This is a genomic window from Streptomyces sp. NBC_01197, assembly GCF_036010505.1.
Classification (GTDB): domain Bacteria; phylum Actinomycetota; class Actinomycetes; order Streptomycetales; family Streptomycetaceae; genus Streptomyces.
The window spans coordinates 2,380,226-2,395,885 of record NZ_CP108569.1 but is presented as its reverse complement, the minus strand read 5'-3'; the positions used below and the strand labels follow the sequence as shown (position 1 = coordinate 2,395,885).

Genomic DNA, 15,660 nt, shown 5'->3' with positions numbered 1-15,660 from the left:
CTTTCTGAGGTGACCCCACGCATCACCGGTCCCGAGCAGCTCAAGGAGCTTCTCGGCATCCCCTTCACCCCGGAGCAGACGGCCTGCATCACGGCGCCGCCCGCCCCGCAGGTCATCGTGGCCGGAGCCGGATCGGGGAAGACCACGGTGATGGCCGCGCGGGTGGTGTGGCTGGTGGGGACCGGCCAGGTCGCGCCCGAGCAGGTGCTCGGGCTGACCTTCACCAACAAGGCGGCGGGCGAGCTGGCCGAGCGGGTCCGCAAGGCACTGGTCCGCGCCGGCGTCACCGACCCGGACGCCCTCGGTACCGGCCCGCCGGGATCGTCAAACGGCCGCCACCCCTCCGTGCCGACGGAGAGCGCCGATCCGTACTACTCGCCGGGCGAGCCGCGCATCTCGACGTACCACGCCTTCGCCGGACAGCTGCTCACCGACCACGGGCTGCGGATCGGCCTGGAGCCGTCCTCCCGGCTGCTCGCAGACGCCACCCGCTACCAGCTGGCCGCGCGGGTGCTCAAGGAGGCACCGGGGCCCTATCCGGCGCTGACGAAGTCCTTCTCCTCGCTGGTGAGCGACCTGCTGGCGCTGGACGGCGAGCTGGCCGAGCATCTGGTGGCCCCGGAGGCGCTGCGTACGTACGACACCGGGCTGCTGGCCGCGCTGGAGGGCGCCAAGCTGACCAACGCGGAGCTGCGCAAGGTCCCGGAGGCCGCCGGGGCCCGCCGCGAACTGCTCGATCTGGTGAACCGCTACCGCGCGGCCAAACGGAGCCGCGATCTGCTCGACTTCGGCGACCAGATCGCGCTCTCCGCCGAACTGGCGCTGACCAGGCCCGAGGTGGGCACCATCCTGCGCGACGAGTTCCGGGTGGTGCTGCTCGACGAGTACCAGGACACCTCCGTCGCCCAGCGGCTGCTGCTCTCCGGCCTCTTCGGGGGCGGCAGCGGCCATGCGGTGACCGCCGTGGGCGACCCCTGCCAGGCGATCTACGGCTGGCGCGGCGCCTCCGTCGCCAATCTGGACGACTTCCCCGAGCACTTCCCGTACGCCGACGGGAGCCCCGCCACCCGCTTCTCGCTGAGTGAGAACCGGCGCAGCGGCGGCCGCCTGCTCGACCTGGCCAACGGCCTTGCGGCGCCGCTGCGCGCGATGCATGCGGGCGTCGAGGCGCTGCGGCCCGCGCCAGGCGCCGAGCGGGACGGCATGGTGCGGTGCGCCCTGCTCCGTACGCACGAGGAGGAGATCGGCTGGCTGGCGGACTCGATCGCGCATCTGGTGCGTACGGGCAAGGACCCGGGCGAGATCGCGGTGCTCTGCCGTACCGCCGGTGACTTCGCGGAGATCCAGGGCGCGCTGGTGGCGCGGGACGTGCCGGTCGAGGTGGTCGGCCTCTCGGGACTGCTGCACCTGCCCGAGGTCGCCGACCTGGTCGCGGTCTGCGAGGTGCTCCAGGACCCGGGGGCCAACGCTTCGCTGGTCCGGCTGCTGACCGGGCCGCGCTGGCGGATTGGGCCGCGCGACCTGGCGCTGCTGGGCCGCCGGGCGCGGCTGCTTGTGCGGTACGACAGTGCGGCGGGCGACGAGGGCGCCGACCCGGACCAGCGGCTCGCCGAGGCCGTCGAAGGGGTCGACCCGGCCGAGGTGGTCTCGCTGGCGGACGCGCTGGACACGTTCCTGACCGGTGGCGGGGGCGCGGAGGCGGGTTCCGTGGACGGGCCGGGCGGCGGACGGACGGACGACGGGCTTCCGTTCTCCGCGGACGCCCGGGTGAGGTTCGCCCGCCTCGCCGCCGAACTGCGCGATCTGCGGCGCTCGCTGGCCGAGCCGCTGATGGACGTACTGCACCGGGTGCTCGCCACGACGGGCCTGGAGGTCGAGCTCTCGGCCTCCCCGCACGCCCTGGCCGCCCGCCGGCGGGAGACCCTCTCCCACTTCTTGGACATAGCGGCCGGCTTCGCGTCGCTGGACGGCGAGGCGAGCCTGCTGGCCTTCCTGGGCTTCCTGCGGACCGCGGCCCAGTACGAGAAGGGCCTGGACAACGCGCTGCCCGGTGGCGAGAACACCGTGAAGGTCCTCACCGCCCACAAGTCCAAGGGCCTCGAATGGGATGTGGTCGCCGTCCCGGGCCTGGTGGCCAGGCAGTTCCCGAGCGAGCAGTCCCGTGAGGCGTGGACGGCGCAGCCGAAGGTGCTGCCGCACGCGCTGCGCGGCGACGCGGCGACGCTCCCCGGGGTCGGCGCGTGGGACGCCAAGGGTCTTGCCGCATTCAAGGCGGCGATGAAGTCCCACCAGCACACGGAGGAACTCCGCCTCGGCTACGTCACGTTCACCCGGCCCCGCTCGCTGCTTCTCGGCTCGGCCCACTGGTGGGGCCCGAGCCAGAAGCGCCCGCGCGGCCCGTCGGACTTCCTGCTCGCGCTCCAGGAGCACTGCGCGGCGGGGTACGGCGAGACGGAGGTCTGGGCGGACGCCCCGGAGGAGGACGAGGAGAACCCGGCGCTGCGGGAAGCGGCGGCGGACCGGGCCTGGCCCCTGCCGCTGGACGAGACGTCCCTGCACCGCCGCAGGGCAGCGGCCGAACTGGTCCTGGACCAGCTCAACGAGGTGGCCGACCAGGATCACCTGAACACCCCGTCCGTTCCCCACGCCCGAACCCCGCTCACCCCCGAGGACGCCCGCACCATCACCTCCTGGGACCGCGACCTCGACGCCCTCACGGACGAGCTGCTCCGGGCCAGACGCACCGTGCGCGACGTCCCCGTACCGCTCACCCTCACCGCCACCCAGCTGCTGCGCCTCGCCGAGGACCCCGACGCGTTCGCGCACGAGCTGGCCCGTCCCATGCCGCGCCCCCCGCAGCCCGCCGCCCGCCGCGGCACCCGCTTCCACGCCTGGGTCGAGTCGCGCTTCGAGGAACTGCCGCTGCCCATGCTCGGCCCCGACGAGCTGCCCGGCGGTGACGACGACGAGCCGGAGATCGCCGACGAGCGCGATCTGGCCGAGCTGAAGGCGGCCTTCGAGCGCACCCCGTACGCCGGGCGCACGCCTCACCGGGTCGAGGCCCCCTTCACGCTCACCCTCGCCGGCCGGGTGATCCGCGGCCGGATGGACGCCGTCTACCGCACCTCCCGCGACACCTACGAGATCGTCGACTGGAAGACCCACCGGGCCCACACCGCCGACCCGCTCCAGCTGGCCGTCTACCGCCTGGCCTGGGCCGAGCAGCACCACATCCCGCTCACCTCGGTCACGGCCGCGTTCCTCTACGTACGGACCGGAGAAGTGATCAGGCCCACACCGCTGCCCGGCCGGGCCGGTCTGGAGCGGATCATGCTGGGAGATCCACCGGGCGAGCCACCCCGACCGGCCGGTTAGGCTCGACGGCATGAGCGACACCCCGGACAGCGCCGTCCGCACGTACATAGACCAGCACCGAGGGCACTTCCTCGAAGACCTGGCCGACTGGCTGCGTATCCCCTCCGTCTCGGCGCAGCCGGAGCACGCAGCCGATGTACGCCGCAGCGCCGACTGGCTGGCCGCCAAACTCAAGGAGACCGGCTTCCCGGTCACCGAGATCCTCGATACGCCCGGCGCCCCCGCGGTCTTCGCCGAGTGGCCTTCGGACAACCCGGAAGCGCCGACCGTCCTCGTCTACGGTCACCACGACGTCCAGCCCGCGGCGGCCGGCGACGGCTGGCACACCGACCCCTTCGAGCCGGTCGTCAGGGACGGCCGGATGTACGGCAGGGGCGCGGCCGACGACAAGGGCCAGGTGTTCTTCCACACACTCGGAGTCCGGGCCCACCTCGCCGCCACCGGCCGCACCGCCCCCGCAGTCAACCTCAAGCTCCTCGTCGAGGGCGAGGAGGAGTCCGGCTCCCCGCACTTCAGGGCGCTGGTCGAGCAGTGGGCCGAGCGTTTCGCGGCCGACGTGGTGATCGTCTCGGACACCGGTATGTGGTCCGAGACGACCCCGACCGTCTGCACCGGAATGCGCGGCCTCGCCGAGTGCGAGATCACCTTCGACGGCCCCGACCAGGACATCCACTCGGGCTCGTTCGGCGGCGCCGTCCCGAACCCGGCCACCGCGGCGGCCCGGCTGGTCGCCGCGCTGCACGACGCCGACGGGCGCGTCACCGTCCCCGGTTTCTACGACGGTGTCGCGGAGCTCACGGACGCCGAGCGCGAGCTCTTCGCGGAGCTGCCCTTCGACGAGGCCGAGTGGCTGCGTACCGCCAAGTCCCGTGCGGCGGCCGGTGAGCGGGGCCACACCACGCTGGAGCGGATCTGGGCCCGCCCGACCGCCGAGGTCAACGGTATCGGCGGCGGCTACCAGGGCGCGGGCGGCAAGACGGTCGTCCCGTCATCGGCCATGGTGAAGCTCTCGTTCCGGCTGGTCGCGGGACAGGACCCGGTCCGGACCGAGAAGCTGGTCACCGAGTGGGCGGCCGGCCGGGCGGAGCCGGGGATCCGCCAGAAGATCACGTTCAGCGCCGGCACCCGCCCGTGTCTGACCCCGCTGGACCACCCGGCGCTCCAGTCGGTCGTACGGGCCATGGGCCGGGCGTTCGACGAGAAGATCCGCTTCACCCGGGAGGGCGGCTCGGGCCCGGCCGCCGATCTCCAGGACGTCCTCGGCGCCCCGGTGCTCTTCCTGGGCATCTCCGTGCCGTCCGACGGCTGGCACGCACCGAACGAGAAGGTCGAACTCGGCCTGCTCTTCAAGGGCGTGGAGACCACCGCCCATCTGTGGGGCGATATGGCCGCCGCCCTGCGATGAGAACGCCGAACCGAACCACCCAGTCATGAGGGGGAGTTGGAAGCACCTGTGAGCAACTTCAGCAATGCCACCGAAGGCCGCGCGAGCGAAGGCGGGACCACTGACGGCGGGGCCACCGACGGCCCTGCCGACGGGGCCCGTTCCGAGGAGGCCAGTACCGCAACGGATCCGCACCGGCCGATCGCTCTGACGGACCCGAGCGGCGTCGACCGGGCCGCCCACCACCGCCTCGACGAGGCGTGGCTCGCGGCGGCCTGGAGCCACCCGACGACCCGGGTGTTCGTGGTCTCCGGCGGCCAGGCGCTGATCGACGAGACGTCCGACGGCCGTACCGAACTGCTCAAGACCCCGTCGTTCGAGGCCCCCCTCACCGAGGAGCACCGCTACTTCCTCGGCACGGACGCGGACGGAGTCCGGTACTTCGCGCTCCAGAAGGACACCCTCCCCGGCCGGATGGACCAGTCCGCCCGGCCGGCCGGGCTGCGCGAGGCGGGGCTGCTGCTCTCGCCGCTCGACGCCGGACTCCTGGTGCACGCGGTGGCGCTGGAGAACTGGCAGCGGCTGCACCGGTTCTGCTCCCGCTGCGGCGAGCGCACCGTCATCGCCGCCGCCGGTCACATCCGGCGCTGTCAGGCCTGCGGGGCTGAGCACTACCCGCGTACCGACCCGGCCGTGATCATGCTCGTCACCGACGAGCAGGACAGGGCGCTGCTCGGCCGGCAGGTGCACTGGCCCGAGGGCCGGTTCTCCACGCTCGCCGGTTTCGTCGAGCCGGGCGAGTCCATCGAGGCCGCCGTGGGGCGCGAGGTGTTCGAGGAGGCGGGTGTCACGGTCGGCTCGGTGCAGTACATCGCCAGCCAGCCCTGGCCCTTCCCGTCCAGTCTGATGCTCGGCTTCATGGCGCAGGCCACGACGTCCGAGATCACCGTGGACGGCGAGGAGATCAGCGAGGCCCGCTGGTTCTCGCGGGACGACCTGCGGTCGGCGATCGAGTCCGGCGATGTGCTGCCCCCGGCCGGTATCTCGATCGCGGCCCGGCTGGTGGAGCTCTGGTACGGCAAGCCGCTGCCGAAGCCGCTGGCCTGACCTGGCAGGAGTACGGAGCAGCCCCGCAGACGGACGGCGTCAGTGGCCTTGGTGGCCCTGGCGGCCCACCGGGATCCAGCCCGGGGTGTCGTCCTCGTTGCGGGGCTGCAGTTCGACCTTGATGTGGTGGGTGTTGTCACGGGTCACCGACCCGCTGCCGCCCACGGTGACCACACCGATCCGCAGCTTCCCCTCGCCGCCGGCCTCCCGGCTCACCTGCACCGCGATCTCCAGCGTCACCCGCTCCACGCTCAGGCGCAGCGTGCTGTCCCCGATCCGGCGCTGCGCCTCCGCCAGCTCGGACCTGACCTGGCTGATCAGGTCCGCCAGCCCCGCCACTGGTGCGGCTCCGGTCCCGTCATTCATTGCTCCCCCTTGTGCAGCCCGGGTCCCATTGTCGCGCCCTGCCCCTACTCTGGGGAAGCATGGAGGGGGAGCCGATAGGATTCAACGCGCTTATGGATCAACAGAGTTGGCGGCTGCGATTACGTGCGGAGCTGCCCGGGGGCGAGCCGGGGGAGGTGCTCGGTGCCGGAGTCCTGCTCGGCCGGGACCTGGTGCTGACCTGTGCCCATGTGGTGCCGGGCCCCACCGAGCCGGTACGGGTCGAGTTCCCGGTCCTGGGCGGTGAGCCGAACGGCGTGTCGCGCTCGGCGCGGGTGGTCGAAGGCCACTGGGTGGAGCGGTACGGGCGCGACGAAGGGGATCTGGCGCTGCTGCGGCTCACCGAGCCCGCCCCGGTGACCTCCACGGCCGTACTCCACCGCGACCCCGCCCCGTACGACACCCGGGTGACGGTGGACGGGTTTCCCAGGCACCGCTCGGGCGGGCTCTGGGTGGACGCCGTGCTCAAGGGGCCCGGGGGCCACGGCGACGAGTGGGTGCAGATCAACCCGGTCGACTTCCACGACCCGGACCCGCGCGGTTTCAGCGGCGCCGGAGTCACCGAGGCCGGGACCGGCCGGCTGCTCGGGATCATGGTCGCGGTGTACGACACCCCGGCGGACCGGAGCCCGTTCTTCCACTTCTATATGATCCCGGCCGCGACCATCGCCGGCCATCTCCGGCTCGTCGCGGAACACCACATGACAGGTCCGCAGGTCATTCCGCCCCGGCTGTCGGTGGCACCGGGAGACCAGCGCACCGGCCGCCCGCTGGGCCTCCAGCAGACCCTGACCTGCTGGCTGAACGGTGACGACGACAGCTGGGACATCGAGACCGTCTTCCTGCGCGAGGACGACAAGGAGGCCGACGTCGCGCTCCGGACGACCCTGGGCCTGGCCGACCGGGAGCGGTCACCCGGGCTCTCGGCCACGGCGAGCAGCCGGCCCGGCGGTCCCGCGGTCCCGCGCCGCGGCAGCATCAGCCTGGCGGTGGCCGCGGCCGGGCGCTCCCGGGAGCAGCTCGCCCAGGACCTGGACCCGCAGCCACCACGGCAGTTGACCTCCGTCGTCGTCTCGCTGCCCGACCGGGCGGCCGCGGACCCCGGCGAGACGGCCGGGCTGCTGCGCCGGCTGACGGACCGCGGGTCCAGGCTCCTGCTCGTACTGCACGGCCCGGCCCCCGTACTGACCGGTGAGCTGCTGCCCGCCGGACGCGCAGCGCAGTGGCTTGAGCGGCTGACGGACCGTGCGGACAGGCTCTCCGGCACCGAGCGCACCATCAGGGACCTGATCCGGAGGCTGGAGCCGCGCGTCACCGGGCTGCCGGCACCGCCCGCACGGCACGGCGCCCGGGCCCAGCTGTGGACGACGCAGCTCGCGGCCGAACTGGAGCGGACACAGGCGCAGGAGGTGGCGCCCGCGGAGGGCGAGGCGGGAGTGGCCGCGCTGCTGCAGATGCTGTCGTACGCCGAACAGTCCGTACTGAGCGCGCTGCTGCGGGCCGAAGACGTCGAACAGCGGCTGCGCGCCGCCCTCGACCGGATGCTGGACCTGCGCGGTCTGCTCGCCGCGGGGCAGGCCCGGCTCGCCGACCACCAGCGGGCCGAGGATGCCGTGGCGGTGGACCAGTACCGGCGGGCGCAGCAGCTGCTGACGGAGGGGCCGAGCAGCCTCGACGACGTGGAGCGGGCGGTGGCGGCGTTCGTGACGACCGTGCACGCGCGGCTGGACGGCGGCCCCGGCCCGGAAGAGGCCCTTCAGCGGCGGGACGCCGACAACGGCACCGCGGCCGCCGGAGAGGAGCGGACCCGTTGACCCCGTGCCCCCACCCCGGCTGCGGCAGCCGGATCACCCCCGCCGGCTACTGCCAGCGCAGCGGCAGACGCGTCGACTCCGCGACCGGCCACCACGCCGGAGGCGCCCGGCCGCCCGGCCCGCGCCGGGAGCAGCCCGCGGCTCCGGCCGCCGCCGCTGTGCTGCTCCCGCCCCCGGAGAAGGACCACGACCCGCTGGTACTCCCCGAGGTGCGGCCCGTGGCCACGGTGGCCGTCCCGTACGACACCGGCCGGCTGCGGAGGCTGGGCCTCGGCCCCGGCCGGATGCTGGCCGGGCAGTACCGGCTGATCAGGAGCATCGGGTACGGAGGCATGGGCGAAGTGCATCTCGCCGAGGACACCCGGCTGGAGAACCGCCCCGTGGCGGTCAAGTTCCTGCACCAGCAGCACGACGGGAACGACGGGGGCCCTCCCAGCGCGCGCCGCGAGGACATCAGGCTCAACGAGAAGGCGATGCGCAGCGAACGCCAGGAGCTCGTCGCCCTCAACCACCCCGATCTCATCCGGGTGTTCAACTACGGCAGCCACGACCCCGCGGGCGAGTTCCTGGTGCTCGAATACGCCAGCGGGCTGACCCTGGAGGAGGTCAGAGTCCGGGTCGTCAACGATCCGGACGCCTTCGGCGGAGTGCGCTTCCACGAGTTCGTGCTCGGCTACGGCATCCGCATCCTGAACGCCCTCAGCTACCTCCATCAGCAGAAGGGCAAGGTGTACGGCGATCTCAAGCCGCACAACGTCATGCACTGCGGCACCGAGATAAAGATCGTCGACGTGGGGAGCGTCCGTCAGGAGCGGGCCGAGGGGCCGGTCACCCCCGGCTACTTCGCGCCGGGCGTCGGCCCGGACGGGGAATCCCGCTTCCAGGACGACCTGTTCAGCCTCGGCGTGACCCTGCGCGAACTCAGCGCCGCCGCGCCGCCCGCGCGGGGGCTGGGGCCCGAGTCCCTGCGCAGGGCGCTGGACCGCGCCACCCACGCCGACCGCAGGGCCAGATTCGCCACCGCCGACGAGATGGCGCTCCAGCTCCGCGGGGTGCTGCGCGAACTGCGCTCCCTCCGTACCTCCCAGGAGTCCTTCGAGCCGTCCCCCGTCTTCGTCCAGTCCGCCCACGCCCTCGACGGCGCGATCGGCTCACCGCCCCCGCTCGGCCACTGGGCGAACGGCGCACCCCCGGCCCCCCTCGGCCCGGTGCCGCCGGAACCGGGCGAGATGGCCTGCGGGCTGCCCGTACCGAAGCCCGACCCGCACGACCGGAACGCGCCCCGGCTCGGCCGGCTCGCCGAGGACGACGCGACCGCGCTGCTCCAGCGCACCAGCGGCTGGGAACCTTCGGCCGAACTCCATCTGCTGCGCTGCCGGCTGTACCTGGCGCTGGCGGTCGCAGCCGACGACACCCGGCCGCTGAGGCGGGCGTACGCGGAGATCAGCCGGGCCCGGCGCTCCATCACCCCGGGCTGGGCCCCGTACGACTGGCGGATCGACTGGCATCTGGGCCTGCTGGCGCTCGCGGCGGGGAACACCGACGGCGCGGGCCTGCGGTTCGACGCCATCTACGACGCGATCCCCGGCGAGTACGCGCCCAAGATCGCGCTCGGCTACTGCGCGGAGCGCCGGCGGGAGTGGCCGCAGGCGCTGCGGCTCTACGACGCGGTCCGCCGCCGCAACCACTCCCTCGGCGGCGCGGCCTTCGGGTGCGCCCGGGTACTGCTGGCCGCGGCGAACGACGCGGCGGCGGGGGGCACCGGCACGGAGGGCGGCACCGGTACGGCGGACGGCATCGGTACGGCGGATGACTCCCGTACCGCGCCCGCCACCGCCACCGTGGCCGCCACCGGCAGCCCGGCCACCCGTGCCGACCGGGGCGAGGGGCTGGCCGGTGCCCTGGCCGCGCTGGAACTCGTCCCGGCGCACTCGCGCCATCTGACCGCGGCCCGGACCGCCATCGTCCGGATCAAGGCGGCCCGGGCCCGGAACTCGCCACCCGACGACGACGCGCTCAAAGACGCCCTGCACCGGCTCGGACCGCTCTTCCACGAGCACGGCCTGACCGACCACCGGGCCCGCCAACGCCTGGAGACGGAGCTCTGGGAGACGGTGTTGGCCCGCGTCCCGCACCGGACGCCGGCCGAGTTCACGGCGCAGCTCGACAGCCGCCTGACGGCCCCGGAGAGCCCCCAGGAGCTGGCCGAGATGCTCTCCCTGCTCTACCGCGGCCTCGCCGACCAGGCCAGGCGCTCCGACCTGCCGGACAGCAACGAGATCGCGGAAGCCCTCATCGACCGGGCCAACAGCGTCCGCCCGCTGGGCTTCCGCCACGACAGGAGGCACCCATGGCTGGGGAAGGCACACCGGCAGCGCATCCGGGACCGGCTGAGCCCGCGGTCTTCCTCGAAGTGAGCCAGGTCCCCGAACTGCCGGTGCCGGACCCGGGACAGGAGGCGCGGATGTACGCCGTCGTCACCGTGACCGTCCGGCGCCCGGCCGCTCCGGACACCCGGCGGGCGGCGGCGCCCGACCAGGGACCCCGCCACGCAGTGGTGTTCCTCATCGACCACTCGTCGTCGATGGTGAACCCGCCCACCCGGATGGCGACCGCCAGGAACGCGGCGGCCGCCGCCGTACACGCCGTGCCCGACGGCGCGTACTTCGCGGTCGTCGCGGGCCGCGACCGGCCCGCCACCGTCTACCCGGAGCAGCCGCCCGGCGGGCGCACCCTCGCTGTCGCAGACGACATGAGCCGGCGGGCGGCGGAGGACGCCCTGCGCGCCTGCCACCCGGGCGGCGGCACCGCGATCGGCAGCTGGCTGGGGCGGGCCCGGGAGCTCTTCGCCGGACTCCCCGGCGGCGGCGCCGACTTCGTACGCCACGCCCTGCTGCTCACCGACGGCAGGAACGAACCGGGCTACGAGTCCCGCGAGGAGCTGACCGCCGCCATCGCGGACTGCGCCGGGCAGTTCACCTGCGACGCGATCGGCATCGGCGACGGCTGGGACACCGGTGAGCTGCTCCTGATCACCACCGGCCTCAACGGCACGGCGCACGCCTTCGAGGAGACCGACCCGACCGGCCCGCTCCCCGCCAGGCTGCACGACCTCACCAGACAGGCGGCGGAGCGCGACCTCACCGGACTGCGGCTGCGGCTCTACCGCAGTGACAACGCCGAACTGCGCTCCATCGCACAGGTCCACCCGACGCGGCGGACGCTGCGGCCGGTGGAGGAGACCGAGTTCCTGCGGGAGTTCGCCACCGAACCCTGGGGCGACGAGACCCGCTCGTACCTGCTCTCGCTCAGCGCCCGGCACACCGCCGGGGCCGAGGGCGCGGAGCTGATGCTCACCGAGGTGGAGCTGGTACGGGACGCCGCTGCCCGGCCACCGGTCGGACTGCCGCCGTCCCGGCCCGTGGTGGTCCGCTGGTCGGGCGACCACGGCCTGTACAGCAGGGTGCACCCCCACGTCGGCCACTTCCTGCACCAGGAGGACCTGGTCCGGTACTTCGAGGAGGGCTGCGCCGCGCTGCGCGCCCATGACCACGGGGCCGCACGCCGGGCCCTCGGCCGGGCCTGGCAGCTCGCAGTGGAGGTCGGCGACGACGCCATGCGGGGGCACCTGGAGAAACTGGTCGAGCCCGGTGCGGACGGTGAGGTGGAGCTGCACGCCCGCATCAGACGGTTCGACATCGAGACCGCCCGGATCCGCGCCAGTTACACGAAGAGCCACCGGTGAGAGGCGCGGGCCGGGTGACTCCGGCACTCGGGGCGCTGCGCCGGCTGCTCTGCCTGGCCCCCGTGCCGGCCGGGCAGAGCCCCGCCTTCCTCCGCGACCGGCTGATCGTGCTGCCCCTGCTCACGGTGATCGCGTTCGGGTCGCTGTCCCTGGCGTACGGGGACGTGCACGGCGACTCGTCCCGGATCGCCGACCGAACAGGACCCGCCCTGGTGGAGCTGACCCGGGCCGAAGTCGCCCTGGACCAGGCACAGAAGGAAGCCGATTCGGTCCTCCAGGGGCCGGAACTGATCGGACTCGGCCAGACCTATCCGACCCTGATCACCAGGGCCACCCAGAACCTCAACGAGGCCGCCCAGTCACCGGCGCTCAGCGCCTCCCAGCGGCAGGGCCTCCAGGTGGTGTCGGGGCTGGTGGTCGACTACAACGGCTACATCGGCACCGCCGACCGAAACCGGGACGACCCCACGCTCAAGAAGGCGTATCTCTCGTACGCGCTCAGCATGCTCTGCGAGACGACGGGCGGTACCGGCGGCACGGGCGGCACTGACGGCACCGGTGGCGCGGGCACCCCGGCGGGCTGCGCCGACCGCGCCGACCGCACCGTACGCGGTTATGAGGCGACCACCATCCAGGACCGCATCGGCTCGCTGGAGCGGAGCCTGCGCGCGGATCTGGACCACGAGGCGGGCTGGGGCACAGGACCGGTGACCCTCGCAGCCGTCGCCTGCGCCGCGTACGTCCTGCTGGCGGTCGGCCTGTTCCGGACGCTCACCTTCCTGAAGGCGCGGTTCCGGCTGCTGAGCCTGCCGCTGGCAGCGACCGTACTGCCGCTGCTCGCCGTGCCTGTGCTGGTACTGGGCTCCGTGCAGGTGCAGCACGGACAGGCGGCCGTGCGGCGGATCGCCGACGGGGAACTGGCCCGGGTGTCCTCCGCCGCACCGGCGGTCCAGCTGTCACGGACCGCCGGCACGGCGGCCGCACCGGGCTCGATCGACGAGCTGCAGCAGCGGATCGCCGGCGCGATGCGCCGGGCGCACAGCGCGGGCTGGGAGTCGGTGACGGGGTTCATCCTGCCGGCCGGCCTGCTCGGCGCGGCGGTCACCGGCTGGGCGCTCCTGGCCTACCGGCGCGACTACGTACGGGTCCCGAGGCGGGAGGACTTCCGGTGACGCGGACGAATCACGGCACCCGCACGGGGCCGTCCGGCGGGGGAACGGGGCAGGCGGGCGGCGCGGAGCGAGGCGGGGGCGCGGGCCGGACGCCTGCGGCGAAGCGGGCCGGGACCGGCCCGCGCCGTCGGCGCCGTCGGCGTCTGCTGCTGGCCGCCACGCTGACCGTGCTCGCCGCCGCGCTCGGCGGCGGCTGCTCCGGCGGCGCCAAGCAGACGGTTGTCGTCCTCGGACCGTGGACGGGGAGCGAAGCGGCCGCGTTCACCAGGACGCTGGACCTGCTGGACAACGGCACCCCGTATACCTACAGCTACCAGGGCACCAGCTCGCTGCGCGAGACGCTGGTCGCGCAGCTGGAGGCGGACGCGCCGCCGGACGTGGCGATCCTCAACAGCCAGGGCGAACTCCAGGAGTACGCGCGCGAGGGCGCGCTGACGCCGCTGGCCGGGGACCTGGCGAGCAGGGCGTACCCGCCCTGGGCCCCCGAACTGGTCGTCAACGGCACCAGGCACACCTACTGGGTCCCGCTCAAGGTCGACATCAAGAGCCTGGTGTGGACCAGGACGAACCAGCCGGTCAGGCCGCACAGCTGGTGCCTCGGGATGAGCGCACAGGCCACCACGGGCTGGCCGGGCACCGACTGGATCGAGGACATCCTGCTGCACAGGTCCGGTCCCGACGTGTACGAGCAGTGGGCCACCGGCGTCCTGCCCTGGACCAGCTCCGAGGTACGGGACGCGTGGAGCACCTGGGCCTCGCTGATGGCCGGGCAGAACACCAGGAGCGCGCTGGACATCCCGTACACCGGGAGGGGCGGCACGGGTCTGCTCAACTCCGGTACCTGCACGGAGGAGCACGCGGGGACCTTCATCCGCTATCTGTACGGCCCTGACATCACATTCAAGCCATCGGCCGACACGATTCCCGGGCTGGGCCGCCACAAGGACGCATACGAGGTGTCGGCCGACATGGCCGCGGTGTTCCGCGACAGCCCGGCGGCGATGCGACTGCTCAGCAAACTGGCCGGCCCTCAGGGCCGCAGGATCTGGCTGGCCCAGGCCGCACCGAAGCTGAAACCGCACTTCCCCAGCGCCTCGGACCCCCAGCCCACCGACCCGCTCGGCCGCAAGGCGGCGACGCTCCTCACCGGCGGAACGAGCGAGGCGCCGACGCACAAGCTGTGCTTCGACGCCTCGGACGCGATGCCGCCCACCCTGCGCGACGCCTTCCAGCACGCGGTGCTGAAGTTCCTCAGCACACCGGACAGCGCCACCCAGAACAGACTGCTGACACAGCTCGAACAGGAACGCCGCAGACTGGCGGGCACGGACCTGCTGCCGGGAGTGTGCGGGAGCCCGGCATCCTAGAACCGGCAGTGTGGTGATCATCGGGTTCTCGGCGGTTGCCGGGGCCAGAGCGGAGGCAGCGGCGTGCAGGTGTACATCAGTGCCGACATGGAGGGCGTCACGGGACTGGTGGGTGCCCAGGACGTGCAGATCGGCGGGCAGGACTACCAGCACGGCCGGGTCATGATGACCGAGGACGTGAACGCGGCCGTGCGTGGCGCGCTCGCGGCCGGTGCCACGAGGGTGCTGGTGAATGACGCACACGGATCCATGCGGAACCTGCTGGTGGATCAGATGCACCGCGAGGCGGAGCTGGTCAGGGGCAAGCCCAAGCGGATGGGGATGCTCGAAGGTCTGGACGGTGACTTCGACGCGGTGCTGTGCGTCGGCTACCACTCACGTGCCGGTGCCCTGGGCGTGCTCAGCCACAGTTATATGGGTCACGAGATCGAGGACATGTGGCTGGACGGCCGACCCATGGGAGAGATCGGGTTCGCGCATGCCACGGCCGCTGCACTCGGGGTGCCCGTGGTGATGCTTTCCGGCGATGACGCGGCCTGCGATGAGGCGACGGCCTGGGACGCCCAGGCCGTCACGGCTCCGGTCAAGTACGCCAGGGATCGCTTCAGCGCTCGGATGAGGCCTGCGACCGAAGCGCGCAAGGCCATCGAGGAAGCCGCCACTGAGGGGGTGCGCCGTGCCGACTCCCGCCCACGGCTGCCGCACACGGAAGCCGCAGCGACCTTGGCGGTGCGGTGGCAGTCGGCCACCATTGCCAGCCAGCTCGAAGTGATCCCCGGAGTCAGCCTGCGGGACTCGCGCACTGTCGAGGTCGCGGGGGCTGTTCCGCAGCTCTACCGACTCTTCGGTGTCTTCATGCGGGTAGCGGCGTCACTGACCGACCAGCAGCCGTACTGCTGAGCAGCCGGACAGACCGAGCAGAGCCGGGCAGAGCCGGGCAGAGCTGAGCGGCCGGACAGAGACGAGACCCGCGCCCGTGGTTCCTGGGCGGGGTCGCGTGCGTTGCTCCCGGGTCAGACGCCGAGCGCCTGTTTGACCTGGGCAAGGCTCGGGTTGGTCATCACGACCTCAGCGCCACCGTCGGCGGGAACTACCTGAACCGTCGGGACGGTCTGGTTGCCGCCGTTCGCCTTCTCCACGAAGGCCGCGGAGTCGGCGTCGTGCTCGATGTTCACCTCGGTGTACGCGATGCCCTCGCGGTCCATCTGGCCCTTCAGCCGACGGCAGTAGCCGCACCATGTGGTGCTGTACATCGTCACAGTGCCCGGCATGTCTCTCGCGCTCCTCTGCTGCTGCTTCGCCCGCAGCTGTC

Annotated in this window: 11 protein-coding genes; 9 read left to right on the top strand and 2 right to left on the bottom strand. The window is 73.0% G+C overall.

What is annotated here, in order from left to right:
* Positions 1-9: 9 nt before the first annotated feature.
* The 3 genes from OG452_RS10720 to nudC all read left to right on the top strand — a co-directional run bounded on the left by OG452_RS10720 (position 10) and on the right by nudC (position 5,866).
* Positions 10-3,375: an ATP-dependent helicase gene (locus tag OG452_RS10720; RefSeq protein ID WP_327295385.1), complete on the top strand. Its 3,366-nt coding sequence runs from the start codon at positions 10-12 to the stop codon at positions 3,373-3,375.
* Between the two features lie 10 nt (positions 3,376-3,385).
* On the top strand, positions 3,386-4,780 hold the full coding sequence (locus OG452_RS10715) for a dipeptidase (protein WP_327295383.1): 1,395 nt from the start codon (positions 3,386-3,388) through the stop codon (positions 4,778-4,780).
* A 180-nt stretch (positions 4,781-4,960) separates the two neighbouring features.
* Complete coding sequence (nudC, locus tag OG452_RS10710; RefSeq protein ID WP_327299586.1) at positions 4,961-5,866, top strand: NAD(+) diphosphatase; 906 nt, start codon at positions 4,961-4,963, stop codon at positions 5,864-5,866.
* A 39-nt stretch (positions 5,867-5,905) separates the two neighbouring features.
* On the opposite strand, the gene OG452_RS10705 is transcribed toward nudC, so the two are convergent.
* Positions 5,906-6,232 carry a trypco2 family protein gene (locus OG452_RS10705; protein WP_327295382.1) on the bottom strand — a complete coding sequence of 109 codons (327 nt, stop codon included), beginning with the start codon at positions 6,230-6,232 and terminating at the stop codon, positions 5,906-5,908.
* A 92-nt stretch (positions 6,233-6,324) separates the two neighbouring features.
* Between OG452_RS10705 and OG452_RS10700 the strand changes: the two genes are divergently transcribed.
* The 6 genes from OG452_RS10700 to OG452_RS10675 all read left to right on the top strand — a co-directional run bounded on the left by OG452_RS10700 (position 6,325) and on the right by OG452_RS10675 (position 15,248).
* A complete protein-coding gene (locus tag OG452_RS10700; RefSeq protein WP_327295381.1) occupies positions 6,325-8,064 on the top strand; it encodes a S1 family peptidase in 1,740 nt (579 codons plus the stop codon).
* Entirely contained in the window at positions 8,061-10,481 is a 2,421-nt protein-coding gene (locus OG452_RS10695) for a serine/threonine protein kinase (RefSeq protein ID WP_327295380.1), read from the top strand. The genes OG452_RS10700 and OG452_RS10695 overlap by 4 nt, the downstream gene beginning before the upstream one ends.
* Positions 10,415-11,809 (top strand): vWA domain-containing protein, encoded by a 1,395-nt coding sequence (locus OG452_RS10690; protein WP_327295379.1) that lies wholly within the window; start codon positions 10,415-10,417, stop codon positions 11,807-11,809. Before OG452_RS10695 ends, OG452_RS10690 begins: the two co-directional genes overlap by 67 nt.
* 14 nt (positions 11,810-11,823) lie before the next feature.
* Positions 11,824-12,981, top strand: a complete 1,158-nt coding sequence (locus tag OG452_RS10685; protein WP_327295378.1) for a hypothetical protein — start codon at positions 11,824-11,826, stop codon at positions 12,979-12,981.
* Complete coding sequence (locus OG452_RS10680) at positions 12,978-14,348, top strand: extracellular solute-binding protein (RefSeq protein WP_327295377.1); 1,371 nt, start codon at positions 12,978-12,980, stop codon at positions 14,346-14,348. The genes OG452_RS10685 and OG452_RS10680 overlap by 4 nt, the downstream gene beginning before the upstream one ends.
* 63 nt (positions 14,349-14,411) lie before the next feature.
* Positions 14,412-15,248: a M55 family metallopeptidase gene (locus OG452_RS10675; protein ID WP_327295376.1), complete on the top strand. Its 837-nt coding sequence runs from the start codon at positions 14,412-14,414 to the stop codon at positions 15,246-15,248.
* A 113-nt stretch (positions 15,249-15,361) separates the two neighbouring features.
* Here the strand turns inward: OG452_RS10675 and OG452_RS10670 are convergent, their stop codons facing one another.
* Positions 15,362-15,619, bottom strand: coding sequence for a mycoredoxin (locus OG452_RS10670; RefSeq protein WP_327295375.1), 258 nt, complete (start codon positions 15,617-15,619; stop codon positions 15,362-15,364).
* Positions 15,620-15,660 lie beyond the last annotated feature (41 nt).

Coding starts and splice junctions, on each gene's coding strand:
- OG452_RS10715 (WP_327295383.1), top strand. CDS start 3,386: ATGAGCGACACCCCGGACAGCGCCGTCCGCACGTACATAGACCAGCAC.
- OG452_RS10705 (WP_327295382.1), bottom strand. CDS start 6,232: ATGAATGACGGGACCGGAGCCGCACCAGTGGCGGGGCTGGCGGACCTG.
- OG452_RS10700 (WP_327295381.1), top strand. CDS start 6,325: ATGGATCAACAGAGTTGGCGGCTGCGATTACGTGCGGAGCTGCCCGGG.
- OG452_RS10690 (WP_327295379.1), top strand. CDS start 10,415: ATGGCTGGGGAAGGCACACCGGCAGCGCATCCGGGACCGGCTGAGCCC.
- OG452_RS10670 (WP_327295375.1), bottom strand. CDS start 15,619: ATGCCGGGCACTGTGACGATGTACAGCACCACATGGTGCGGCTACTGC.